This is a genomic window from Actinoplanes sp. CA-030573 (genome assembly GCF_050951115.1).
In the GTDB taxonomy this organism is placed as follows: domain Bacteria; phylum Actinomycetota; class Actinomycetes; order Mycobacteriales; family Micromonosporaceae; genus Actinoplanes.
Window position 1 is genome coordinate 1,465,508 of sequence record NZ_CP192038.1, and the last position, 21,165, is coordinate 1,486,672.

The following is a 21,165-nucleotide window of genomic DNA, read 5'->3' on the forward strand; positions in this document are numbered from 1 at the left end:
CAGCCAGCGCCGGGCGGCGGTCCAGCGCCGGGCGGCGGGCCGGCGCCGGGCGGCCGGCTAGGCCTGGCCGTAGACCGGGATGGTCGCGCCCGTGGTCGGCGCCGAGTCGTCCGAGGCCAGGAAGACGATCGTCGGGGCGATCTCCGCCGGGCGCACCCAGCGGGAGAAGTCCGCGTCCGGCATGTCGCGCCGGTTGGCCGGGGTGTCGATCACGCTGGGCACGATCGTGTTGCAGCGCACCTTCTGCTTGCGGTACTCGACCGCGACCGCCCCGGCGAAGGCCAGCACCGCCGCCTTGGCCGTCACATAGCCGGCCGCCCCGGCGAACGGCGCCACCGCGGCCCGCGACGAGACGCAGACGATGCCGCCACCGCCGGCCGCCACCAGGTGCGGCAGGGCCGCGGCCGTCACCAGGTAGGTGGGACGCAGGTTCAGCGCGAGCAGGCGCTCGAACTCCGCGACCGGGGTGTCGGCCACGAGACCGCTCCCGGCGTACGCACCCGCGAGATTGACCACCGCCCGCAGCGGCGCCCCCGGTTCCGCGGCCGCGACCGCCATCGCGGCAGTGATATCCGTCTCATCGGCGAGATCCGCTTCGACCACGATCGCGTCCGGCAGGGAGGCCCGGGACCCCGGCCGCACCGGTGCCACCACCCGCCAGCCGGCGGCCGCGAAGGCCGCCACCGTGGCCCGGCCGAGCCCGCCGGCGCCGCCGGTGACGAATGCCGTCCGTCCGTTTTCCATAAGGATCATGCTGCCCGCTCATCCGCCCCGGACGGTGTGGTTCTCGTCACGTCCGTCGCAGGATGATCCATGGGTCGCGGTTCGTTGCGAAAAGGGCCGTCACCTGCACGGGCGTCACCCTTGCGGGCGAGTGAAGTGGAGGCGCGCGTGCCGCATTGTGGCAGGTGTCCCGTTCGGCCCGGCCCATCGGGATCTTTTCGATGAGCCTTTTGTTTCAAGACGGTCGCGAACCTGTCGATGCTGCACGTGAACCCGGGAAGCCGAGCGGCCGTACTGGGTAGTGACGGATGTCCCATGGTCTGTGGTGATGCCCGTCGCTGCGACGGATGAGGGGCCGATGGTGTCATTGAGGCGATGGCGGGTATGCGTCTTGGTGCGCGACCGCCGCCGGCCGCGGCGCGCGAATGCCGCTTGGAGAGCCTCCTCCTCAGGAACATCGCACTCGGCTCTCAGCAATCACCCAGGCATTCGTGACACTTTCGACCCACCAGCCGGAATCAGTGCGACCAGTCATTTGTTGTGTAGATGCCAGTAACCGCAATGCACGTCTTGCGGACGTTACGGGGAGGAACTGATGAACACAGGGTTTGCCCGTAACGGGGTAAGTAGTGAACGCAATGAGGGGACCGTGGGCAACGTGGAGAAGAGCACCGTCATGCGGACCGACCAGGTCGCCGAGGAGCGAGACCTGGTCGGCGTCTACCTGCACGAGATCTCCCGGACGCCACTGCTGAGCGCAGCCGAGGAAGTCGAGCTTTCCAAGCAGATCGAGGCGGGCCTCTACGCGGAGTTCCTGCTCGACGAGGGCGAGATGCCCCGTGGCGTGAGCCGCGAGGAGCTGGAGCGGATCGTCCACGAGGGTCAGCGGGCGAAGGATCTGTTCATCCGGGCCAACCTGCGTCTGGTGGTCTCGATCGCCCGGCGCTACGTGCGCTCGGGCATGCCGATGCTCGACCTGATCCAGGAGGGCAACACCGGCCTGGTCCGCGCGGTGGAGAAGTTCGACTACGAGCGCGGCTACAAGTTCTCGACGTACGCGACGTGGTGGGTGCGCCAGGCGATCAGCCGGGCCATCGCCCAGCAGGAGCGCACCGTGCGCCTCCCCGTGCACCTGGTCGAGGACGTCAACCGGATGCGCAACGTCACCCGCCAGCTCGTCCGCGAGCTCGGCGCCGACCCCGAGCCCGAGCAGATCGCGGCGGCGCTCGGCGTGACCGTGGAGCGGGTCAACGAGCTCACCCGGTGGGCGCAGGACACGGTCTCGCTCGACACCCCGGTCGGCGACGACGGCGACACCAACCTCGGCGACCTGGTCGCCGACAGCGACGCTCCCTCCCCGGAGGAGATCGTGCTGACCGCGCTCGAGCGGCAGCGGATCGAGGGCCTGCTCAACCACCTCGACGACCGGTCGGCCGGCATCATGCGGGCTCGCTACGGTCTCGAGGACGGCCGGGAGCACTCGCTGACCGAGGTGGCCTCGCGCTTCTCGCTCAGCCGGGAGCGCATCCGCCAGCTCGAGATCCAGGCGCTCGGCCGGCTGCGTGAGCTGGCCCGGGCCGAGGGTCTGCAGGCCGCCTGAGCACCGAACCCCCCCCGACGACAGAGACGCGAAAGGCCGGTACCCGGACGGGTACCGGCCTTCTTGGTGCGCGGGGAACTACCGGACCCGGCCGTAGCCGTACGGGGTCATGATGTTCATCGACCTCTTCTTGATCGGCTCGCCCTCGCGGGAGGCGTCGATGATCATGCCGCCGCCGACGTACAGGCCGACGTGGCCGAGGCTGCGGTAGAACACCAGGTCGCCCGGCTTCAGCTGGGACTTGGTGATGCGGGCCGTGGCGCTGTACTGGGCGGCCGCGTTGTGCGGCAGCGACTTGCCGGCCTTGGCCCAGGCGGCCATGGTCAGGCCCGAGCAGTCGAAGGTGTTGGGCCCGGAGTCGCCGTAGCCGTAGTACGCCGGCTTGTTCGCCTGCACGTACGCGAAGTCGACCGCGATGCCGGCCGAGCCGGAGATGCTCGGCGCCTTGCCCGCGGCCCCCGAGACGCCGGGCTCGGTCGCGCTGCCGAACGCCTGCTCCCGCATCGCGCGCAGCTTCTTGATGTTGGCCTCGATCGTCTTCTTGCGGGCGGCCATCGCCTTGAGCTGCGCCTGCTGCTTCTCCTGCGTCGTCTTCAGCGCGGCCTGCCGGTCGGCGTACGTCCGGGTGGTCTCCGTGTAGTCGCTGATGTCGCGCTGGTTCGACCGGCTGATCATCTCGAGGTAGCTCATCCGGTCGATCAGGCTGCTCTGGTCGCCGCCCAGCAGCGCGCTCATTGGCCCGACCCGACCCTGCATGTAGGCGGTGGCGGCGACCGACTGGACCTGGGCCTCGGCGACGACCATCTTGGCCTTGGCCGGGGCGATCGACGCGGCCAGCTTCTTCTGGTCGTCGGCGGTCTTCTTCAGGTCGATGTTGAGCTTGTTGTACGACTCGGTGATGTCCTCGAGCTGGTTCGACGCGGTCTCGATCTGCTTCTTGAGCTCGCTCTCCGACGGCGCCGCGTGGGCCGAGGTCGCCATGGACCCGGTCAGCGCGACCGCCATGGCCGCGACCACGAGGGAACGAAGCCTGGTGCGGGGGGTTGGCACCGGTTGCTGAACCTTTCTTCCGCTTCGGCCGCCTACCGGGTTAGCTGACGCCTGCGTTTCCGGAAGATCAGTGGGCGGGAAGAAGGCCCTACCGCTGGACGCGGATTCACCCCGGTAACGCGGTTCCCCGGTTCGGCCACGCGCCCGGGGGACGGCGCGCCGATTCGGCGGCGTTGGCCGGCGCCACCCGGAGGGAAGTGGCTGCGGACCGAACCAACCGCATTAACTTATCGATGCGGGAAACAAAATCAAGGTCTCTGTGCGGGATTTAAGGTAATCGCCAGATATGCGCCAATGATCCCGATAACACATTGTCATTCGACGAAGACGGCGCGTCATTCGCGGCCCTCAAACGGGACTTTTCGCCAGCTCGGCGGGAACCCACGCGTTGGTGACCTTACGCTCCGCCCAGAACGAGAGGAAGGGGATCGTGCCGGCCGCCATGACCAGGATCATCCGGGGGAACGGCCAGCGGGCGCGGCGGGCCAGATCGAAGGTCAGCACCAGGTAGACCATGAACAGGAAACCGTGCAGCGGGCCGACGACCGCAACCACGGTGTCGTTGTCGCCGAGGTACTTCAGCGGCATGCCGACCAGCACCAGCGCGAGCAGGCAGACGCCGACGATCCACGCGATGATCCGATAGCGGGTGAGGGCTCCCTGCACGGTGCACTTCCTATTTGTTGGAGTAACCCGGGTAGTCCGAGGGGCGGGCGCCGGGGTGGGCGGCCAGCCAGGTGAGGTAGTCGTTGTAGGCGTCCAGCTCGGGGTCGTCCTCGGCGGCCGGCGCCGGCACGGCGACCCGGACCGGCCGGCCGACCGTAACAGGCGAGCCTGGGAGCCGTTCCTCCTCGGCCTCGTCGTCCTCCGGCGGCGCGGGGGGACGGCGGGCGAGCTGCACCTCGCGGAACCAGAGGAACGCGAAGAAGGCCGCGAAGACCGGCCACTCGAATGTGTAACCCCAGCTCAGTGTGTTGCCACCGCTGGCCCGGCTGAACTGCCACCAGCCCAGGCCGAGGCAGCCCACCACGGCGGCGAGCGCGAGGACGTGCCGGACGATCCAGGCCGGCGTCCACAGCCCCTTCATGCCCGCCAGCGTACCGGCGCGCGTTTGGCCGCCGTCCGCATGGGCAACCGTGCTGGCAAGCACACCAACGGAGGTAACCATGACGGACGCCCAGCTTCACAACGAGACCGGCGTGGAGCCGGCCACGCTCGCGGACGAGGACCTCTTCCGGGAGCTTGCCAGCCTCTACCGGACCCGGCTGGCGACGCTGCGGCACGGTCCCGACGCGGCCCTGGACAACCATTTCCGGCGCACCGCCGACCTGGAGACCGAGTACATGGTCCGGTACCCCGGCCGCGAGGTCGACCCGTCCCGCCTGACGCAGGACTTCTGACCGCCGACCCGAAGGGCCCCCCTCATGACGGACACCATGCGTGACCGCCTGTCGCACGTCGCCGACTCGTACGCGCCGCACGAGCACCGCCCGCTCGCCGGCTACCTGGCCGCGATGGGCGCGTTCGGCACGCTGGCCGCCGCCCTGGCCGGTGCGGCCAAGCTCACCGGCCGCCCGGTGCCGGGCCGGCCCGCGACCGCCGACGTGGTGCTCATCTCGATCGCCACCCACAAGCTCAGCCGCCTGCTGGCCAAGGATGCGGTGACGAGCCCGCTGCGGGCGCCCTTCACGCGCTATGCCGAGCCGGCCGGGGCGGCCGAGCTCAACGAGGAGGTACGCGACGAGGGCAGCTCGCTGCGGCACGGCATCGGCGAACTGATCACGTGCCCGTTCTGCCTCGCCGTGTGGGTGGCGACCGGCCTGACCGGCGGGCTGGTGCTCGCCCCGCGCCTGACCCGGCTGGCGGCGACGGTCCTGACCGCCACCGCCGCCTCCGACTTCCTGCAGATGGCCTACGACGCGGCCAAGGGCGCCGCCGGCGAGAAGTGACCCGGGTCACAATCGCTTACGGAATCGTCCCGGGCCGCCGACGGTTGAGTACGGATGTCGGTGTGTCCAGTGTCCCCGGGCCTCACCACTAATGCCTTCACGGAATACCGTTCGGCTGGAGCCGTGTTGTGCCACTCGCCGAGAGGCGACATGCACACCGACATCTCTTGCGCGGCCCCCGGGTTTCTCCCGGGGGCCGCGTGGTGTTTCACCCGCCTTCCGCGCGGGGTATTCGACCTCCATGAGTGATCACCGGATCGACCAGCGCGCCGCCGACCTGCTCCCCGAGGAGCACGCGGCCGGCAGCGCCGACCCGAAGGCGCAGGCCGAGGCGATCCTGGCCGACTCCGACCGGCGGGAGCACGATCCCGAGGCGCTGGAGAGCCGCCACTCCGACGAGACCACCCAGTAGGGGCATCGAACTTCCGTGCCTGTCGATGGTCATGGCATAGTGCCGGGCGTGTCTGCCCCGAATCGCCGGATTTCTGGCCCCAAGCGCGGTCCCGTGCGTGTGCTGAGCCGTCTCCGGCGGTCGCGTCGCCCGCATGCGGCGCCCCTCAGCGGTCCCCACCCGATCGAACTGGCGGGGTTGCTGCACGAGGTATCGGTGCGCCTTCTCGGCGCGGAGAGCTTCGCCTCGGCGCTGGAGCGCCTGGCTTCCTTCGCGGTGGGCGCGGTGCCGGGCGCGGTGCGCTGCTCGATCGCGCTGATCGGCGAGGGCGGCCCGCTCAGCTGCACCGCCTACGGTCCGAGCGGCGAGGGCGTCGATGAGCTCCAGTACGCGTCGGGCGCCGGCCCGGGCCTCGATGCCGCCCGCAGCCGCTCGCTCGTGACGGTCGAGGACCTGGCGGCCGACGAGCGCTGGCCCGAGCTCGCCGAGCCGGCCCGCGCCGAGGGCGTCCGCTCGGTGGTGGCCGTGCCCCTGGACGTGCCGCGCGCCGAGGTCGGCTCGCTCAGCCTCTACCTGGACCGCCCCGGCGGCCTCGGCCCCGACCTGACGCTGACCGCCATGGCCCTGGTCAACCAGGCCGAGGTCCTGCTCGGCGAACTCCGCCGGCGCGACGAGGCAAGCACCGGTGCCGCCATCGACCGCGCCGTCGGCGTGATCATCGCCCAGCGCGGGTGCGGCGTGCGCGAGGCCTACGACGTGCTCGGCGAGACCGCACAGCGGCTGGGGCTCGACCGCCAGGCCGTCGCCGACCGCCTGATCGCCGCCGCCGCCCGCAACGCCTGATCGCCGCCTCCGCCGCCGCCCGCAACGCCTGATCGCCGCCGCCGCCCGCAACGCCTGACCGCCGCGTCCCGCGCTCGCCCGCGCCTGCCCGCGCGTGGCGTGAGCAGAGCGGCTCTGCTTACCTGTCCGGGCGCGCGCCGGGGTGAGCAGAGCAAAGGCCGAGACGCGGTGCGCCTCGGCCTTTGTCGCGCGATGGCGTTACGCGCCGCCGTCCTTGCTCTTGCCGGCCGGGACCGGGGCGGCGGAGCCCGCCAGCGGGCCCGCCCCGACCTCGCCGGGGACGCCGTCGCTGTTCTCCGCGGCCAGGATGTCGGCCTCGCGCTGGGCCTGGGCCGAGCGCTGGGCCAGCGGGATCTCCGGCAGGAAGAAGACCACGACCAGGCCGACGATCATCACGGCCAGGGCCAGCAGGAAGACCACCTGGATGCCGTCCGAGAAGCCCACCTTGAACGGGTGCGCGAGCACGTCGGTCAGCTTGTTGATCCAGGACGTATCGCTGAGGTCGCCGCCGCCGCCGCTGGTCGCCTGCTGCAGGATCTTCGCCTGGTCCGGGTGCTGAGCCAGCGCGGTCCGGAACTCGTCGGTCTGCGCGGCCGAGGTGAAGGCGTCCTTGATCTTGCCGGGCAGCACGTTGAACAGCACCGACAGGAAGATCGCGGTACCGAGCGTGCCGCCCATCGAGCGGAAGAACGTCACCGAGCTGGTGGCCACGCCGATCTCGCGCGGGCTCACCGCGTTCTGCACCGCGGTGATCATCGGCTGCATGTTGCCGCCGAGGCCGAGGCCCATCAGCACCATGATCAGCATGGTTCGCCAGAGCGGGGTGTCGGCGCCGATCGTGGCGAACAGTGCGAGCGCCGCGACCATCAGGATGCTGCCGATGATCGGGAAGATCCGGTAGCGGCCGGTACGGGCGATCAGCTGACCGGCGGTGATCGAGCCGGCCATGATGCCGACCACGAACGGGATCATCTGGAGGCCGGCCGCGGTGGCCGAGGCGCCCTTGACGATCTGCAGGTACAGCGGGACGGTCATCAGGCCGCCGAACATCGCCATGCCCAGGATCGAGCTGGAGATCGCGCCGACCTTGACCGTACGGTTGCCGAACAGCCGCAGCGGAAGCAGCGCCTCTTCCTTGTACGCCCGCTCGACGAAGACGAACGCGACGATGCCGATGGCGCCGATGACGTAGCAGAGGATCGAGCGGCCGGAGTCCCAGCCCCACGTGCGGCCCTGCTCGGCCACGGTCAGCAGCGGGACGAGACCGACGATCAGGGTGATCGCGCCGGGCCAGTCGATGCGGTGGTTGACCCGGTGGTGGGGCAGGTGCAGCACCTTGGCCACGACCGCCATCGCCGCGATGCCGATCGGCACGTTCAGGTAGAAGACCCAGCGCCAGCCGTCCACCCACAGCAGCTTGTCGGCGCCCGCGAAGAAGCCGCCCAGGATCGGGCCGAGCACGCTCGCGGTACCGAAGACGGCCAGGAAGAAGCCCTGGTAGCGGGCCCGCTCGCGGGGCGGCACGATGTCACCGATGATCGCCAGGGCCAGCGACATGAGGCCACCGGCGCCGACGCCCTGGATCGCCCGGAACGCCGCCAGCTCGTACATGTTCTGGGAGAGGCCGCAGAGCATCGAGCCGACGATGAAGATGCCGATCGCGAACAGGAAGAACGGCCGCCGCCCGTAGATGTCCGACAGCTTGCCGTAGAGCGGCGTGGAGATCGTCGACGTGATCAGGAAGGCCGTCGTGGCCCAGGCCTGCAGGTCGAAGCCGTGCAGGTCGTCGGCGATCGTCCGGGTGGCCGTCGCCATGATCGTCTGGTCCAGCGCGGCCAGGAACATGCCCATCATGAGGCCGGCGAGAACCGTGAGGATCTGGCGGTGGGTGAAGTCCGCGGAGCCGGTGGGCGGCGGCGCGGTGGTCTCGGTGTTGCTCACGCGTTCTCCCGTGGTGGTGTCGCGGCCGCCACACTGCGCAGATGCGCCTCGGCCGCGCTGTTGAATTCGGTGAAGAGCTCGATGAAGGCCTCGACCCGCTCGGCCGGCCAGTTGCTCAGCACCGCGGCGAGGAAGGCCTCGCGATCGTCGTGCAACTCCCGGCAGGCGGCGAGTCCCTCCTCGGTGATGGCCAGACGCGACGCCCGGCCGTCCTCCGGATCTGCCTCGCGGCGGGCCAGGCCCGCCTTCACCAGCTGTGCGGCCTGCCGGCTGACCGTGGACGGGTCGGCCTGCTTGGCCTCGGCCAGGTCGGTCACGCGCATCGGGCCGTGGAACCGCAAGGGGAACAGCAGCATCAACGCGGAGAACTCCGCACCCAGGTCTCCCCGGTTGAGCATGCCCTTCGCCCGGGCGCCGAGCCGGAAGAACCGCATAAGTTCGTCGGCCAGACGCGAGGCGCCACCGGCCGCGTCCATCGTCTGCACGTGCTGCCGTCCTGAGAAGCTTGATTGATGCATGCAGCGTACAACTTGTTGCGTGTTGAAAGCATCTTGCTGATCGACGCGGAACGTGACGCTTATCGCATCCGCCAGATCCCGGTGGTCAGCGTCTCGGCTTCCTCCAGCGCGGCGGGCACCGGCACGGTGTACTCGGCCACGCGCTCGAACAGCCGCTCCGGGAAGTACCCCCGTCCCGGGTCGCCAACCAGGACCTCGACGGATTTCCGCCGTTCCGTCCGGAGATCGCCGATGAGGGCCGCGGCCACGGTCGGGCTGTAGAAGACGTCGCCGGCCAGGATCACCTCGGGGTCGGGCACGTCGTCGCGCAGGGTGACGTGGTTGGCAGCCGCGTTGCGGTGGGCGGCGGCCACCGCCCGGGGGTCGATGTCGGTCGCGGCGACCGCGGCGGCGCCGGCCCGGGCGGCGGCGATCGCGACGATGCCGGAGCCGGTGGCGACATCCCGTACGCGCCTGCCGGCGACCACCTCGGGATGGTCCAGCACATAGCGCGCGAGGGCCTGGCCGCCGGCCCAGACGAACGACCAGAACGGCGGTGGCTCGTCGCTGCGGAACTCGCCGCCGGTGAGGTCGAAGAGACCGGTTCCGGGATCGGCCAGATGCAGCGAGATCTCGGGGGTCAGCGGAACCGGTCGCAGCACCCGCCGAGTCTAATTTCTTCCTTAACTTTTGACGGTCGCGGACGGTGCCGCCATGACCAGTTTGGCCCGGTATTCGCTTCGCGCCTCGGCCGCCCACGGCGCGTCCTCCTCCTCGAGAAGAGGACGGCTCGCGAGGAACGCGGCGGCGGTCAGCGGCTTGATCGCACGCGGCGCGGGCCGGCTCGCGGCGGCGGTCACCAGCTCGTCGAAACGGGCCACGTCGACGCGTACGCGATCGGGATCGAAGCGCACGCGGCCACGGTGCGTGAGCAACACGGAATCCCGCGTGGTCACACCGGGCTCCAAATGGGCCCGCAGAACCGACAAGTCGGCCTCCACGGACTTCTTGCCCGTGCCGAGCAGCTCGGCCAGCTCCGAGATGGACACCTCGCCCCGCAGTGCGACCAGGGCGAGGAGGTGCCGCGGCCGATCGCCACCGAAGTCGGCGCCGGACAGGCGCTCGCCCCGGGTACGAACTTCGATGCGACCGAAGAGCTGGATGTCGAACATGAATGAGAACTCTGCGTCTGGCACAGTTGACCGGCAAGGCCCAATGCTGGGGGTGCTATCCACCGAAAGACTGGTGATCGCGGCCGCTTGGCCTCATCCTTCTGTCGGTGGTACCGGCGCAACGGATCCGGCCCGTCGCTGCGGCAGGCTGTTGGTAGGGCAAAGATGAGAGCTGGTACTCCTTAGACTTCCGAGGTCCTCATCGGTTTGAAAGGTGGCGCATGAAACACGGCGAAGCGATCAGTGTCCTCGTCGTCGACGGCCACCAGACGTTCGCCGAGCTGCTCGGACACGCTCTGGCCGGCCAGCCCGACCTCGAGTACGTGGGTCATGCCCGCACCGGTGCCGAGGCGTTGCAGCTCGCCGCGCAGCTGCAGCCGGATGTGATCCTCCTCGATCCCGATCTGTCCGATGCGGACGGAATTGCGATCGCCGAGCTGATTCGCGTTCGCCAGCCGGACACCCGTGTGGTGATCCTCACTGCCAGCGATGAGGGCGCGCTCGTCGGGCGGGCCACGGCGGCCGGCGCCGCGGGTTTCCTGTCCAAGAACGGCGCGCTCGGTGACGTGCTGAACGCGTTGCGCACCGCGCACGGCGGCGGCATGACCGTCTCCACCGACATCCTGGCCCGGTTGCTGCGCAGCACGACGCCGGTCGCGGCGCCGCGTGGCGGCGGACTCACCGTTCGTGAGGACGAGGTGCTGCACCTGATGGCGGCCGGTCTGGACGCCCGGGCGATCGCCCGCCGGCTCGGCATCAGCCTGCACACGTGCCGGGGGTACGTGAAGGCGGTGCTGGCCAAGCTCGGCGCGCACAGTCAGCTCGAGGCGGTCGCGATCGCCACCCGCCGGGGCCTGATCCGGCCCGGCCGGCAGTAACGGTAAGTAGTTCCTGCCAGTACTCATCCGCGAGAACGCCAGATCCGTACCACTGTCCGGGGACAGCCGGCGAAGCCGGTGCTTGCGACAGGGGAGACTCGCGGTGGACCGAGCAGCAGCTGACGACGCGATGTCCGATGTGGCGGTCAAGGGGGACACGCTCTATCGGCGCCCGCCGGCGAACCCGCCGGCGCAATCCACGACCGGAGGGTCGTGGTTCACCGGTGGCACCGACGTGCCGGCGCCGGCCGCTCCCGAGTACGGGCCGGCCACCCCGGTCGGATCGGGCCGGGCGTCCTACGGTTTCACCGCGACGCCGATCTCGCCGATGCGGCACGGGCCGACCTCGGCGCCGCCCGCTCCGGCCTCGTCATCTTCGGCTTCGCCATCCCCGGTCCTCTCGTCGCCGGGCTCGTCATCTGCGGGACCCTCGGGCTCGACCGGCGCGCTGCGGACGCCGTCGGGGGAGCACGCCGCCTGGCGCACCGACACCGGCGAGCGCCGCCTGCCGCCGCCTCCGCGTGAGGCGCCGCAGCACGAACCGCCGCGCCGGGAAGCGGCGCCCGCCCCGGCGCTGCCGCCGCGACAGTCCCGGATGGTCACTCTGGGTATCGTCGTGCTCTCGGCCGTTGTCCTCGTCGCCGGCTCGATCGTCGGCGTCATGTACTTCTCCGGCTCGGACGACAACATCGACTCGGTGCTCCAGCTCGGGGCGGGCGGGACCGGCAAGCGTACGGTCAGCGCCCCGCTCGACAACCGCACCAAGGCCAGCTTCGAGCTGCTCGCCGGGGCCAACACCGTGCACGTGACGATCGGCGAGCTCGGCGACGACCTCTACCGGATCTCCACACCGGACGACGCCGGCATCCTGCCCAGCGCCACCATCCGCAACGACGACGTGAAGCTGCAGACCACCCGGGACGGCGACGGCACCGGGGGCGAGATCGAGATCGTGCTGGCCGCGAAGGTGCGCTGGCAGCTGCGCTTCTCCGGGTACGCCGAGAAGCAGCGCATCGACGTGAGCGGCGGGCAGATCAGCGGCATCGAGATGGTCGCCGGGATGCGGGAGGCCGAGCTGACCCTGTCGCAGCCGGCCGGAACCGTGCCCGTGAAGATCAATGGCGCCGTGGACAAGCTCGTCCTCAAGGCGCCGGCGGCCAACCCGGTGCGGATCAAGGTGGGCGGCGGCGCGCAGACCGTGGTCGCCGGCACCCGGACCCTGAAAGACGTAACGGCCGGCTCGACCCTGACCCCGAAGGGCTGGGACACCACCGACCGCTACGACGTCACCGCCGGCGCCCGCATCACGGCGCTGACGGTGGAGAGCGCCTGACTACGACAGCACGCGCAGCCGGACCGTCTGCTCCATGCTGCGGAGCTGGTCGAGCACCTCGTCGCTGTAACCGCCGCTGATGTCGGTGATCAGGTAGCCGTACTCACCGCGGGTGCTCAGCAGCTGGCCCTCGACGTTCACCGCGTGCTGGGCCAGGATGCTGTTGACCTGGGCCAGCACGCCCGGGGTGTTGATGTGGACGTGCACGATCCGGCTCATGCCGCTCTGCTCGGGCAGCGCCACCCCCGGCAGGTTGACGCTCAGCGTCGTGTTGCCGTCGTTGACGAAGTGGGCCAGCTTGTTGGCCACGAAGTCGCCGATGTCGGACTGCGCCTCCTCGGTCGACCCGCCGATGTGCGGCGTGAGGATCACGTTGGGCAGGCCGCGCAGCTCGGAGACGAACTCGTCGCCCCGGCCCTTCGGCTCGGCCGGGAAGACGTCGACCGCGGCGCCGGAGAGGTGCCCGCCGGTCAGCGCGTCCCGCAGCGCCACGTGGTCGACCACGATGCCGCGCGACAGGTTGAGGAACAGCGCGCCCGGCTTCATCCGCTTGAACTGCTCGGCGCCGAAGAACCCGGCGTTGCCCGGCCGGCCGTCGACGTGCAGGGTCACCACGTCGGACGTCTCCAGCAGCTCCTCGAGCGAGGCGCAGCGGTGTGCGTTGCTGAGGGCCAGCTTGTCGGCCGTGTCGTAGAACGAGACGTGCATGCCCAGGTTCTCGGCCAGCACCGAGAGCTGGGTGCCGATGTTGCCGTACCCGACGATGCCCAGCCGCCGCCCGCGGATCTCGTGCGCGCCGTCCGCCGACTTGTCCCACACGCCCTCGTGCATGAGCGCGTTCTTCTCGGTGAGGCGGCGGGTCATCGCGATGATCTCGGAAATCGCCAGCTCCACCACCGAGCGGGTGTTCGAGAACGGCGCGTTGAAGACCGCGACGCCCGCGGCCGAGGCGGCGTGCAGGTCGATCTGGTCGGTGCCGATGCAGAACGCCCCGATCGCGACCAGGCTGTCGGCCGCCTCGAGCACCTTGGCGGTCACCTTGGTCTTGGACCGGATGCCCAGCAGGTGCACCCCCGGGATGCGCTCGAGGAGCTCGGACTCGTCGAGGGCGTTGCGGACGGACTCGACCTGGTATCCCTCGGCCTCGAGCCGGGACACCGCGTCGCGGTGAATGCTCTCCAACAGAAGGACTCGCACCTTGGCCTGCTCGCTCATCATCATCCGTTCCGTGTCAGAAGTTGAGGCCGTCCGGGCCGCCACGCCGAAGCCCAGATCTACCAGCCTAGTGCGCGGCCGGTCCCGGCCCGGGCCGGTGTGCCGGACCTCCCATCTGGTGCGATGGCCGTAACCAGCCGCCGATGAGTACGGGCCCGGGGCCGCGCCCGGATCAGAGGCGGTCGCGGACCCAGCCCCGCAGCGCGCCGGCCCAGCGCCGCTGGAAGGCGCGGACGGTGGGGATGCCGGGCGGGTCGGGCAGCCGGCCGACCCGCTCGAAGGAACCCGCCATCCCCGCCGCGAAGTCGGTCACCAGGCCGGGGTCGATCCCGTCGATCGCCCGGGCCGGGTCGCCGCCGGAGACCACGATGTCGCAGGCCAGCCACATGCGGTCGATCCAGGCCGGGCCGGTGCAGGCCCAGGGCCAGTCCACGACCACGATGCCGCCGCCCGGACGCACCAGCATGTTGTCGGACCGTACGTCGCAGTGCAGCAGCGTGTCGCCGTGGGCGACCGACTCCAGGCTCCGGGCGGCGGCCGTGCTCAGCTCGCTCAGGTGGCCCTTCGCCCACGGGTCGAGGTCGGCCGGCGGGTCGGCGGCGATCGCGTCCCAGGCGGCGAAGTCGTCGGCCATCTGCTCGGCCGCGGTCGGCATCCCGGAGATCGGCGCGGGCGTGAGCGTGGCGGCCAGCTCGCCGAGCGCGGTCACGGCCGCGTCGATCTCGCTCTCCACCCAGGGCGTACGGGGTTGAGCGCCGTCGACGTCCTCGAGAACGAGCACCACCCAGTCGCCGTCGTCGAAGCCGCCCAGCATGCGCGGGACCGGCGCCGCCGCGGGCAGCGCCGCGGTGATCCGCATCTCCTGGCGGGCGAGCTCGGCCGAGCGGGCGTTGATCGCCGGACTGACCGCCTTGACGAACGCGCGCCGGCCGGACTCGGTGACCACCCGGTCGGCCGAGCCCGCCGAGAAGCCGCCGGCCTGCGACTCGGCCGTGGTCACCCGGCCGCCGCCGATGATCTCCTCGGTCCGGCAGCGCACCGCCTCGGGCATGTCCCGCCAGCCGATCCGGACCCTCGCCGCCTGTGTCATGCGCTTGATCGTGGCAGCCCGGGCCGCCGGGGCGAAAGCGGGATTTCCGTCGTACCCCTCCAGCAGACTCACCCCCATGCGGACTCACCCCACGCCCACGAACCCCCCGCCCCCGATGCCGGCGACCGACGACGAGTGGCTCGCCGCGTTGCGGGCCCGCGCCCAGGAGGCGCAGCGCCGCCGCGAGCAGCGCGCCGAGCAGCGCCGGCTGGCGGCGCGCCGCCGCACACACGGCATGGTCGACCGCAACGCGGCCCGCCTGGCCGAGGCCCGCCGCCGGGCCCGTGCCCGGGAAGATCGCGCCGATCCGGAGCGTTCTCCTCCGGAGCAGGGGGTACCACGGGTGATGTAGGGGTCATCTACCCCTTCAGGAGGACGCCAAGATCCGGCGGCTTCGACAGGCTGACCAGTGGGTCGGTGAGGCAAGCTCGAAGAGGGGTGTCCATGGGGTCGCTGGGGTGGGCTGTCGCGCTGTCCGTGCTGTCCGCCGCGAGCTATGCGGGCGCGGCGGTCGCTCAGGAGCGGCTGGCCGAGCACCGCCAGCGGGGTCTGGCCCGGTGGGCGGTCGCGCTGCTGCTCACGGCGAGCGGGGTCGGCCTGCACGTGCTGGCGCTGAACTTCGGCACCGTCGCCGTGGTCCAGGCGCTGGGCACCCTGACGCTGCTGTTCGCCCTGCCGATCTCGGCGCTGCGCTACCGCGTACGGATCAGCGTGCCGGCCTGGATCGACGCCGGCCTCACCGTCGCCGCCCTCGCCCTGATCCTGTCGCTCTCGGTCGAGTCCGACGACCCGCCGCTGCTCACCGAGACGGCCGGCCGCGTCCTCTCGATGATCACCTTGGCCGTGGTCGCCGTGCTGACCGGGACGGCCGCGGCCCTCTCCGCCCGCTCGCCGCGCTGGCGGGCCCTGATGCTGTCGGCCGCCGCCGGCGTCGCGTTCGGCATCTCGTCGGTGCTGTCCAAGGCCGTCCTGGCGTCCCTGACCGAGCACGGCGCCGGCGCCGTCTCGCTGTTCCTGACCGGCATGGTCATCCTGCTCTCGACCGGCGGCTACCTGCTCGGCCAGCTCTCGTACCGCGGGGCCGGCCTGGCCGCCCCGCTGGCCACCGTGAGCGTCACCAACCCGATCGTGGCCGCGGTCGCCGGCATCGTCGTCTTCGAGGAGGGCTTCCGCTTCGGCGTGGCCGGCCGCGTCGTCGTCGCCCTGGCCGCCGTGGTCATGACGCTCGGCGTGATCGGGCTGGCCCGCCGCACCACCGGCCCCGCCGCCGCATCGGCCGAGGCCGGCGCCACCTCGGGGGCCGGCTCCCTGGCCGCGGGCCGCGCTCCGGAGGCCGGGTCGCCGGGCGCGGAGCACCCGCGCGGCGTCGAGGTCTGAGGCCGGGTCGCCGGCGGCGGGCGTGCCCGCGCGGCGTCGAGGTCTGAGGCCGGGTTTCCGGCGCCGGGCGCGCCCGCGCGGCGTCGAGGTCTGAGGCGTGCCGGGACCGGCGGCGTTCGCGCGGTGGGTACCGTATCGCCAGACGTCGGCACTACAGCGGAGACGACATGGCACGTCGGGAAGCGCCCGCGGCGGGACCGGGCAGCCGGGCCCTCATCGTGGACGTGATCCGCTCGGCCGTGGCGATCAGCCGGGTCGAGCTCGCCGACGTCACCGGTCTGACCCAGCCGTCGATCTCGAACATCGTCCGCGACCTGATCGCCGACGGCATCATCCACGAGGTCGGCTCGGCCGGCTCGCTGCGCGGCAAGCCCCGCAAGCTGATCGCCATCAACCCGCAGAACCGCTTCGGCGTCGGCTTCCACCTCGGTGCCGAGACGATCACCTGCGTCGCCATCGACCTGACCGGCGGCATGATCGGCCGGGAGGTGGTGCCCCGCCCCACCGGCGACCTGGCCGGCCTGCTGGCCACGCGCTTCGACGACTTCACCGCCGGCCTCGACCTGCCCCCGAGCCGCATCGAAGGTCTGGCGGTGGTCGCGCCCACCCCGTACCCCGGCCGCCCCGAGCCCACCTTCGACCGCGCCTGGTTGTCGTCCCGCCTGGGCCTGCCGGTGATCGTCGAGAACGACGCCGCGGCGGCCGCGCTGGGCGAGTTCTGGAGCCGCCGGGTCTCCCGCGAGCAGGCGTTCGGCAGCATCTACGTCTCCACCGGCATAGGCGCCGGCTTCGTCTTCGGCGGCGCCCTCTTCCGCGGCGCGAGCTTCGACGCCGGCGAGCTGGGCCACGTCTCGGTCGACTACGCCGGCCGCCCCTGCCCCTGCGGCAACCAGGGCTGCGTGGAGCGCTACGCCTCGATGGCCGCGATCGTCGCCGACGCCCGCGAGACCCCCCAGCTGCGCGACCGCCTGGCGACGGCCACCAGCGACTCGAGCGCGTACGACGCGGTGGCCAGGGCCGCGGTGAGCGGCGACGAGATCGCGTTCGAGGTCCTGGAGCGGGCGGCCGCCCACCTGAGCGTGGCCGTCACGTCGGTGGTGAACCTGCTCGACCTGGGCCGCCTGGTCCTGACCGGCCCCGGCGTGGCGGTGGCGGGGTCCATCTACGCCCGGCGGGTGCGCGCCCACCTGGAGCGTACCGCCCACGCCCGCAACCGCCACCCGGTGACGGTCGAGCTGTCCGCCCAGCCCCGCGACGCGGCCGGCATCGGAGCCGCGGCGCTGGTCGTCCAGGCGTCGATCGCCCCGGGCCACACTCCGGGCCAGGTCGCCTGACCTTCGGCGGTGCCCGGGAAGCCCCCGCGGCGGTGCCCGGGAAGCCCTCGCGGCCGTGCCCGGGAAGCCCCCGTAGCGCTTCCCGGGCACGCCCCCGCCATCACGCCGCGGCCAGGGCCTCCGTGGGCGCCAGCCGCGCGGCGCGGATTGCGGGATACAGGCCGGCGATCGCGCCGATCAGGACGGTCGCGGCGATGCCGCCGGCCATGGCCCAGAGCGGCACCACCGCGGGCCAGCTCTGCGTGGTCGCGTACACGCCGGTCACCAGGTAGCCGAGCAGCACCCCGGCCGCCCCGCCCAGGAGCGACAGCAACAGTGACTCGGCGACGAACTGCGTCCTCACCTGGCCCTTCGTCGCGCCCAGCGAACGGCGCAGGCCGATCTCGGCCCGGCGCTCGAGGACCGAGATCACCATGGTGTTGGCGACGCCGATGCCGCCCACCAGCAACGCCACCGCGCCCAGGCCGAGCAGCAGCGCGGTGAACGTCGCGTTCGTGGCCCGCCGCGCGGCCAGCGCGTCGGACGGCTTCGAGACCTTCACCTCGCTCGGGTTCTCCGGGTTGGCCGTCGGCGCCAGCACCCCGCGCACCGCCTCCACCTGGGAGTCCACCGCCCGGGTGTAGACCGTGGTCGGGTGGCCGTCGAAGCCCAGGTACGAGGCCGCCGCCGGCCAGCCGACGAGCACCGACGAGTCCAGCTCGGGGGCCAGCGGCACGCGGCCGAGCACGCCGATCACGGTCCACCAGCGGCCCAGCATGTAGACCGCCGGGACATCCCCCAACCGGCGGGCCGCGTCCGCGCCGAGCACCACCGCCGGATAGCGGGCCGTGGCCGCGTTCAGCCATGTTCCCCGGGTCAGCTCGGCACCGACCGTCGACGGCAGATCCAGCTGGGCCGCCAGCACCGCGAGACCGCCGGTCTGGCCGGCCGGCACCTTGTCGGTGCGGTAGACCGCGGCCCCGTCGACCGATCCGGTCGCCGTCGCCGACCGGACCGGCGCGATCCGGCGGATCATCGCGACCGACTGGTCCGGCAGCTTCGCGTCCTTGCCGAACATGGTCTGGCCGGGGGTGACGGTCAGCATGTTGGTGCCCAGCGCGGCCAGGGCGCGGTCCAGGGCGGCCTGGCTGGACGACGAGATGCCGACCACCGCCGTCATCGCCGCGATGCCGATCGCGATGCCGAGCGCCGACAGCACCGCGCGCAACGGGCGGGCGCGCAGGCCGGTGCCGCCGAGACGCAGCAGGTCGGACGGTCGCAGCCGGGCCGGAGCCAGGTCAGACCGTCGCAGCCGGGCCGGAGCCAGGTCAGACGGTCGCGGCCGGGCCGGATCCGGGTCAGACGGTCCCAACCGGGCCGGATTCAGCGACATCGTCGATCACCTCCCCGTCGCGCATCGGCACCTGCCGGGGCAGGCCGCCGGCGATCTCGTGGTCGTGGGTGATGACCAGCACCGTCGTGCCGGCCGCGTGCAGCTCGCGCAGTAGCCGCACCACGCCGGCGCCGGAGACCGAGTCGAGGTTTCCGGTCGGCTCGTCGGCCAGCAGCACCGCCGGGTCCCCGGCCACGGCGCGGGCGATGGCGACCCGCTGACGCTCACCGCCGGAGAGCTGGTGCGGGCGGTGGGTGAGCCGGTCGCCGAGGCCGACACGGACCAGGGCGGCCTCGGCGCGCCACTCCCGCTCCCGCTTCGGTACGCCGGCATACAGCAGCCCATCCGCGACGTTCGCCACCGCGTTCCGCCCCGGCGCGAGGTGGAACTGCTGGAAGACGAACCCGATCCGGCGCGCCCGCAGAGCCGAGAGCTGCCGGTCGGAGAGGGTGGCCACGTCGTGCCCGTCGATCTTCACGGTGCCCTGGGACGGGCGGTCCAGCGTGCCGATCAGGTGCAGCATGGTGGACTTGCCCGACCCCGACGGGCCGACGATCGCGACCAGCTCGCCGTACTCGACGGCCAGGTCGACCGAGCGCACGGCGGTGACCCCGCCGGGGTAGGACTTGGTGACTCCGGAGAGCTCGATCACCGGGCTCATACCGGCATCCCGACCTTCATGCCGGCGCGGAGCCCGTCGCCCCTGATCTCGACCTTGCCGTCGGCGAACAGGCCGGTCTCGACCGCGACGATCCGGGTGGTCGTGCCGTCCACGACCTGGACGCCGTACCCGCCCTCGGACAACGCGAGCAGCGCCGCGACCGGCACGGTCAGCACGTCCTTGCGCTCGCCGGCGGTGAAGCCGACCGACACCGCCGCCTCGTCCATGCCCGTGGGCGCGCCGGTGAAGGCGATCGTGACCTCGATCAGCGTGGTGTCCTCCTGATCGCCCTGCCCCTCCTGCACGGTCGTGCCGACCTTGACGATCTTCCCGGGGAGCCGCTTGCCGTCGGGCATGCCGACCTGGACCGCGGCGCCGGGCTTGGCGAGACGCTGGGCGTCCATCGTGAGGTCGACGGTGGCGACCAGGCTCGTGCCGGTGTACTTGATCAGCTCGGTGCCCGGTTGCACCACGGCGCCCTTCGCCGAGCTCTGGGAATCGACGCGGACGGCCGTCTCGGCGTACGCGATCTGGCTGGTCTCCACCGCTCCCGTCTCGCTCAGGCCGAGGTCCTCCTGCCATTGTTCGACCGCGGCGGCGGTGGCCGACGTGAAGGTGCCGTCCACCGTGAATCCCCGATATCCGAGCGCCCAGAGGTTCTTCTCGAACTGCCGGACATCGGTTCCTTTGACCCCGGAGGAGAGTTTCCGGTACGCCGGAAGCGTCCCGTAGAGAAGAACGACCGGCCGATTGTCGAGGCGGTAGAGAGCTTTCCCGCGCGTGATCGTGGAGCCGGCCGTGGGAAGCCACGTCACCGTGCCGCTCCCGCGGGACGCAAGGGCGATGGTGGCGCCGTGACCGAGCGTCCCGTCGTGCGTCTCGCGGTCGACAAGCCTCTCCCGGGCGATGTCGGCCGTGTTCGCGACATTGTTGTCCTTCGATGAGTTGCTGCTGCTCTCGGCGTCCGGCAGGTTGAACACGGTGACCGCCGCGGCCACCGCGCCCACCGTCACCACCCCGGCCACGACGCCCGCCGTCCGCCGCGCGTTCATGCCCCGCCTCCCATGTTCGTCACGCCCCCGCCGCCGGAGTTCGAATGGTTCTCGGTGTGCTTCTCGGCGCCCTTCGGCATGTACTTCTCGCAGGTCTTCTGCGCCTTGTCGAAGGTCGGGTCGCCGGGCCCGGTCCCGAGCTTCCTCGGGTCGATCATGAGGCCGCCGTCCGGCTGCGGATCCGGGAAGTTGGGAACGCCGTTGTCGCGCATGCACTTGGCCTGGTCGCGCATCGCCTGCAGATCCTCGGCGCTCGGCTTGTGCACCTGGCCGCCGTCGGGCATGAATTGCTTGCACGCCTCCTGGGCCGCCTCGAACTTCTTCGCGTCGGTGCCCTGCGGTATCGCGATCGACTGCTTTCCGTTGCCCGGGTCGGGGAACCAGGTGATCCCGTGCTCGCGCATGCACCGCGCGAACTTCAGCGGCGCGTCCGGGTCGGCCGAATGGCTCGCGCTCGGGCTCGCGCTGGCGCTCGCCTTGCCCTTTCCCGCGCTCGCCACTTGTGGGTCGTCCGCCGCGGCTTGCCCGCAGGCCGTCACCAGAGCCGGCAGGAGCAGAAGTGCCGCGGCCGTCTTGAATCGCATGTCCGTCTCCTTTCCGGCTCTGAAGTAGAGCCGCCGGCGGGTTTCCCGGCCGTCACGGAAAAACGTGACGCCGAAGTGACGCGAGCACGCGGCACCATGGAGG

General features: G+C 71.5%; 24 protein-coding genes and 1 riboswitch. Of the genes, 10 read left to right on the forward strand and 14 right to left on the reverse strand.

Translation table 11 applies throughout. The annotated features are described in order from the left end of the window. Positions 1-57 precede the first annotated feature (57 nt). On the reverse strand, positions 58-753 hold the full coding sequence (locus tag ACQP2F_RS06755; protein ID WP_433301669.1) for an SDR family NAD(P)-dependent oxidoreductase: 696 nt from the start codon (positions 751-753) through the stop codon (positions 58-60). A gap of 565 nt (positions 754-1,318) precedes the next feature. Between ACQP2F_RS06755 and ACQP2F_RS06760 the strand changes: the two genes are divergently transcribed. Further along, positions 1,319-2,323: a sigma-70 family RNA polymerase sigma factor gene (locus ACQP2F_RS06760; protein WP_433301671.1), complete on the forward strand. Its 1,005-nt coding sequence runs from the start codon at positions 1,319-1,321 to the stop codon at positions 2,321-2,323. 78 nt (positions 2,324-2,401) lie between these two features. Here ACQP2F_RS06760 and ACQP2F_RS06765 read toward each other — a convergent pair whose 3' ends face one another. The 3 genes from ACQP2F_RS06765 to ACQP2F_RS06775 all read right to left on the reverse strand — a co-directional run bounded on the left by ACQP2F_RS06765 (position 2,402) and on the right by ACQP2F_RS06775 (position 4,460). Next, a complete protein-coding gene (locus ACQP2F_RS06765) occupies positions 2,402-3,373 on the reverse strand; it encodes an NlpC/P60 family protein (RefSeq protein WP_433301673.1) in 972 nt (323 codons plus the stop codon). Positions 3,374-3,387: 14 nt separating this feature from the next. Further along, positions 3,388-3,553, reverse strand: a riboswitch (cyclic di-AMP (ydaO/yuaA leader). A 168-nt stretch (positions 3,554-3,721) separates the two neighbouring features. Next, the gene (locus ACQP2F_RS06770; protein WP_433301675.1) at positions 3,722-4,039 is read right to left on the reverse strand and encodes a DUF3817 domain-containing protein; all 318 of its coding nucleotides are present in this window, start codon (positions 4,037-4,039) and stop codon (positions 3,722-3,724) included. A gap of 10 nt (positions 4,040-4,049) precedes the next feature. Beyond that, on the reverse strand, positions 4,050-4,460 hold the full coding sequence (locus ACQP2F_RS06775; protein ID WP_433301677.1) for a hypothetical protein: 411 nt from the start codon (positions 4,458-4,460) through the stop codon (positions 4,050-4,052). Between the two features lie 79 nt (positions 4,461-4,539). Here ACQP2F_RS06775 and ACQP2F_RS06780 point away from each other — a divergent pair, with 79 nt between their 5' ends. From ACQP2F_RS06780 to ACQP2F_RS06795, 4 genes are all read left to right on the forward strand, one after another. Next, positions 4,540-4,773 carry a DUF6158 family protein gene (locus ACQP2F_RS06780; RefSeq protein WP_433301679.1) on the forward strand — a complete coding sequence of 78 codons (234 nt, stop codon included), beginning with the start codon at positions 4,540-4,542 and terminating at the stop codon, positions 4,771-4,773. 24 nt (positions 4,774-4,797) lie between these two features. Next, entirely contained in the window at positions 4,798-5,322 is a 525-nt protein-coding gene (locus ACQP2F_RS06785; protein ID WP_433301681.1) for a DUF1360 domain-containing protein, read from the forward strand. Between the two features lie 241 nt (positions 5,323-5,563). Then, positions 5,564-5,734 carry a hypothetical protein gene (locus tag ACQP2F_RS06790; protein ID WP_433301683.1) on the forward strand — a complete coding sequence of 57 codons (171 nt, stop codon included), beginning with the start codon at positions 5,564-5,566 and terminating at the stop codon, positions 5,732-5,734. Positions 5,735-5,929: 195 nt separating this feature from the next. Continuing rightward, entirely contained in the window at positions 5,930-6,556 is a 627-nt protein-coding gene (locus ACQP2F_RS06795) for a GAF and ANTAR domain-containing protein (protein WP_433301685.1), read from the forward strand. Positions 6,557-6,754: 198 nt separating this feature from the next. On the opposite strand, the gene ACQP2F_RS06800 is transcribed toward ACQP2F_RS06795, so the two are convergent. From ACQP2F_RS06800 to ACQP2F_RS06815, 4 genes are all read right to left on the reverse strand, one after another. Continuing rightward, positions 6,755-8,497: an MDR family MFS transporter gene (locus tag ACQP2F_RS06800; RefSeq protein WP_433301687.1), complete on the reverse strand. Its 1,743-nt coding sequence runs from the start codon at positions 8,495-8,497 to the stop codon at positions 6,755-6,757. Next, positions 8,494-8,973, reverse strand: coding sequence for a MarR family winged helix-turn-helix transcriptional regulator (locus ACQP2F_RS06805; RefSeq protein WP_433307371.1), 480 nt, complete (start codon positions 8,971-8,973; stop codon positions 8,494-8,496). The genes ACQP2F_RS06800 and ACQP2F_RS06805 overlap by 4 nt, the downstream gene beginning before the upstream one ends. Before the next feature lie 101 nt (positions 8,974-9,074). Then, on the reverse strand, positions 9,075-9,656 hold the full coding sequence (locus ACQP2F_RS06810) for a class I SAM-dependent methyltransferase (protein WP_433301688.1): 582 nt from the start codon (positions 9,654-9,656) through the stop codon (positions 9,075-9,077). Positions 9,657-9,677: 21 nt separating this feature from the next. Further along, the gene (locus tag ACQP2F_RS06815; protein ID WP_433301690.1) at positions 9,678-10,166 is read right to left on the reverse strand and encodes an AfsR/SARP family transcriptional regulator; all 489 of its coding nucleotides are present in this window, start codon (positions 10,164-10,166) and stop codon (positions 9,678-9,680) included. Positions 10,167-10,387: 221 nt separating this feature from the next. On the opposite strand from ACQP2F_RS06815, the gene ACQP2F_RS06820 reads away from it, so the two are divergent. Further along, on the forward strand, positions 10,388-11,044 hold the full coding sequence (locus ACQP2F_RS06820) for a response regulator (protein WP_433301691.1): 657 nt from the start codon (positions 10,388-10,390) through the stop codon (positions 11,042-11,044). 103 nt (positions 11,045-11,147) lie between these two features. After that, on the forward strand, positions 11,148-12,377 hold the full coding sequence (locus ACQP2F_RS06825; RefSeq protein ID WP_433301693.1) for a hypothetical protein: 1,230 nt from the start codon (positions 11,148-11,150) through the stop codon (positions 12,375-12,377). Here ACQP2F_RS06825 and serA read toward each other — a convergent pair whose 3' ends face one another. Further along, complete coding sequence (serA, locus tag ACQP2F_RS06830; RefSeq protein ID WP_433301695.1) at positions 12,378-13,574, reverse strand: phosphoglycerate dehydrogenase; 1,197 nt, start codon at positions 13,572-13,574, stop codon at positions 12,378-12,380. It lies immediately after the preceding gene. Between the two features lie 190 nt (positions 13,575-13,764). Further along, entirely contained in the window at positions 13,765-14,760 is a 996-nt protein-coding gene (locus tag ACQP2F_RS06835; protein ID WP_433301697.1) for an aminoglycoside phosphotransferase family protein, read from the reverse strand. Between ACQP2F_RS06835 and ACQP2F_RS06840 the strand changes: the two genes are divergently transcribed. The 3 genes from ACQP2F_RS06840 (at position 14,759) to ACQP2F_RS06850 (ending at position 17,393) form a co-directional block, all read left to right on the forward strand. Beyond that, entirely contained in the window at positions 14,759-15,034 is a 276-nt protein-coding gene (locus ACQP2F_RS06840) for a hypothetical protein (protein ID WP_433301698.1), read from the forward strand. The two genes, ACQP2F_RS06835 and ACQP2F_RS06840, sit on opposite strands and share 2 nt — an antisense overlap. Positions 15,035-15,126: 92 nt before the next feature. Next, complete coding sequence (locus ACQP2F_RS06845) at positions 15,127-16,059, forward strand: DMT family transporter (protein ID WP_433301700.1); 933 nt, start codon at positions 15,127-15,129, stop codon at positions 16,057-16,059. A gap of 167 nt (positions 16,060-16,226) precedes the next feature. Beyond that, complete coding sequence (locus ACQP2F_RS06850; RefSeq protein ID WP_433301702.1) at positions 16,227-17,393, forward strand: ROK family transcriptional regulator; 1,167 nt, start codon at positions 16,227-16,229, stop codon at positions 17,391-17,393. A 100-nt stretch (positions 17,394-17,493) separates the two neighbouring features. On the opposite strand, the gene ACQP2F_RS06855 is transcribed toward ACQP2F_RS06850, so the two are convergent. Genes ACQP2F_RS06855 through ACQP2F_RS06870 form a run of 4 tightly spaced genes read right to left on the reverse strand, consistent with a single transcriptional unit; the run spans position 17,494 to position 21,062 of the window. Further along, positions 17,494-18,684 carry an ABC transporter permease gene (locus ACQP2F_RS06855; RefSeq protein ID WP_433307373.1) on the reverse strand — a complete coding sequence of 397 codons (1,191 nt, stop codon included), beginning with the start codon at positions 18,682-18,684 and terminating at the stop codon, positions 17,494-17,496. A 46-nt stretch (positions 18,685-18,730) separates the two neighbouring features. Continuing rightward, the gene (locus ACQP2F_RS06860; protein ID WP_433307375.1) at positions 18,731-19,417 is read right to left on the reverse strand and encodes an ABC transporter ATP-binding protein; all 687 of its coding nucleotides are present in this window, start codon (positions 19,415-19,417) and stop codon (positions 18,731-18,733) included. A gap of 5 nt (positions 19,418-19,422) precedes the next feature. Next, a complete protein-coding gene (locus ACQP2F_RS06865) occupies positions 19,423-20,478 on the reverse strand; it encodes a peptidoglycan-binding protein (RefSeq protein WP_433301704.1) in 1,056 nt (351 codons plus the stop codon). Beyond that, complete coding sequence (locus ACQP2F_RS06870; RefSeq protein WP_433301706.1) at positions 20,475-21,062, reverse strand: hypothetical protein; 588 nt, start codon at positions 21,060-21,062, stop codon at positions 20,475-20,477. Before ACQP2F_RS06870 ends, ACQP2F_RS06865 begins: the two co-directional genes overlap by 4 nt. Positions 21,063-21,165: the final 103 nt, after the last annotated feature.

Coding starts and splice junctions, on each gene's coding strand:
- ACQP2F_RS06755 (WP_433301669.1), bottom strand. CDS start 753: ATGATCCTTATGGAAAACGGACGGACGGCATTCGTCACCGGCGGCGCC.
- ACQP2F_RS06760 (WP_433301671.1), top strand. CDS start 1,319: ATGAACACAGGGTTTGCCCGTAACGGGGTAAGTAGTGAACGCAATGAG.
- ACQP2F_RS06775 (WP_433301677.1), bottom strand. CDS start 4,460: ATGAAGGGGCTGTGGACGCCGGCCTGGATCGTCCGGCACGTCCTCGCG.
- ACQP2F_RS06780 (WP_433301679.1), top strand. CDS start 4,540: ATGACGGACGCCCAGCTTCACAACGAGACCGGCGTGGAGCCGGCCACG.
- ACQP2F_RS06785 (WP_433301681.1), top strand. CDS start 4,798: ATGACGGACACCATGCGTGACCGCCTGTCGCACGTCGCCGACTCGTAC.
- ACQP2F_RS06790 (WP_433301683.1), top strand. CDS start 5,564: ATGAGTGATCACCGGATCGACCAGCGCGCCGCCGACCTGCTCCCCGAG.
- ACQP2F_RS06805 (WP_433307371.1), bottom strand. CDS start 8,973: ATGGACGCGGCCGGTGGCGCCTCGCGTCTGGCCGACGAACTTATGCGG.
- ACQP2F_RS06815 (WP_433301690.1), bottom strand. CDS start 10,166: ATGTTCGACATCCAGCTCTTCGGTCGCATCGAAGTTCGTACCCGGGGC.
- ACQP2F_RS06820 (WP_433301691.1), top strand. CDS start 10,388: ATGAAACACGGCGAAGCGATCAGTGTCCTCGTCGTCGACGGCCACCAG.
- ACQP2F_RS06840 (WP_433301698.1), top strand. CDS start 14,759: ATGCGGACTCACCCCACGCCCACGAACCCCCCGCCCCCGATGCCGGCG.
- ACQP2F_RS06835 (WP_433301697.1), bottom strand. CDS start 14,760: ATGGGGGTGAGTCTGCTGGAGGGGTACGACGGAAATCCCGCTTTCGCC.
- ACQP2F_RS06845 (WP_433301700.1), top strand. CDS start 15,127: ATGGGGTCGCTGGGGTGGGCTGTCGCGCTGTCCGTGCTGTCCGCCGCG.
- ACQP2F_RS06850 (WP_433301702.1), top strand. CDS start 16,227: ATGGCACGTCGGGAAGCGCCCGCGGCGGGACCGGGCAGCCGGGCCCTC.
- ACQP2F_RS06865 (WP_433301704.1), bottom strand. CDS start 20,478: ATGAACGCGCGGCGGACGGCGGGCGTCGTGGCCGGGGTGGTGACGGTG.
- ACQP2F_RS06870 (WP_433301706.1), bottom strand. CDS start 21,062: ATGCGATTCAAGACGGCCGCGGCACTTCTGCTCCTGCCGGCTCTGGTG.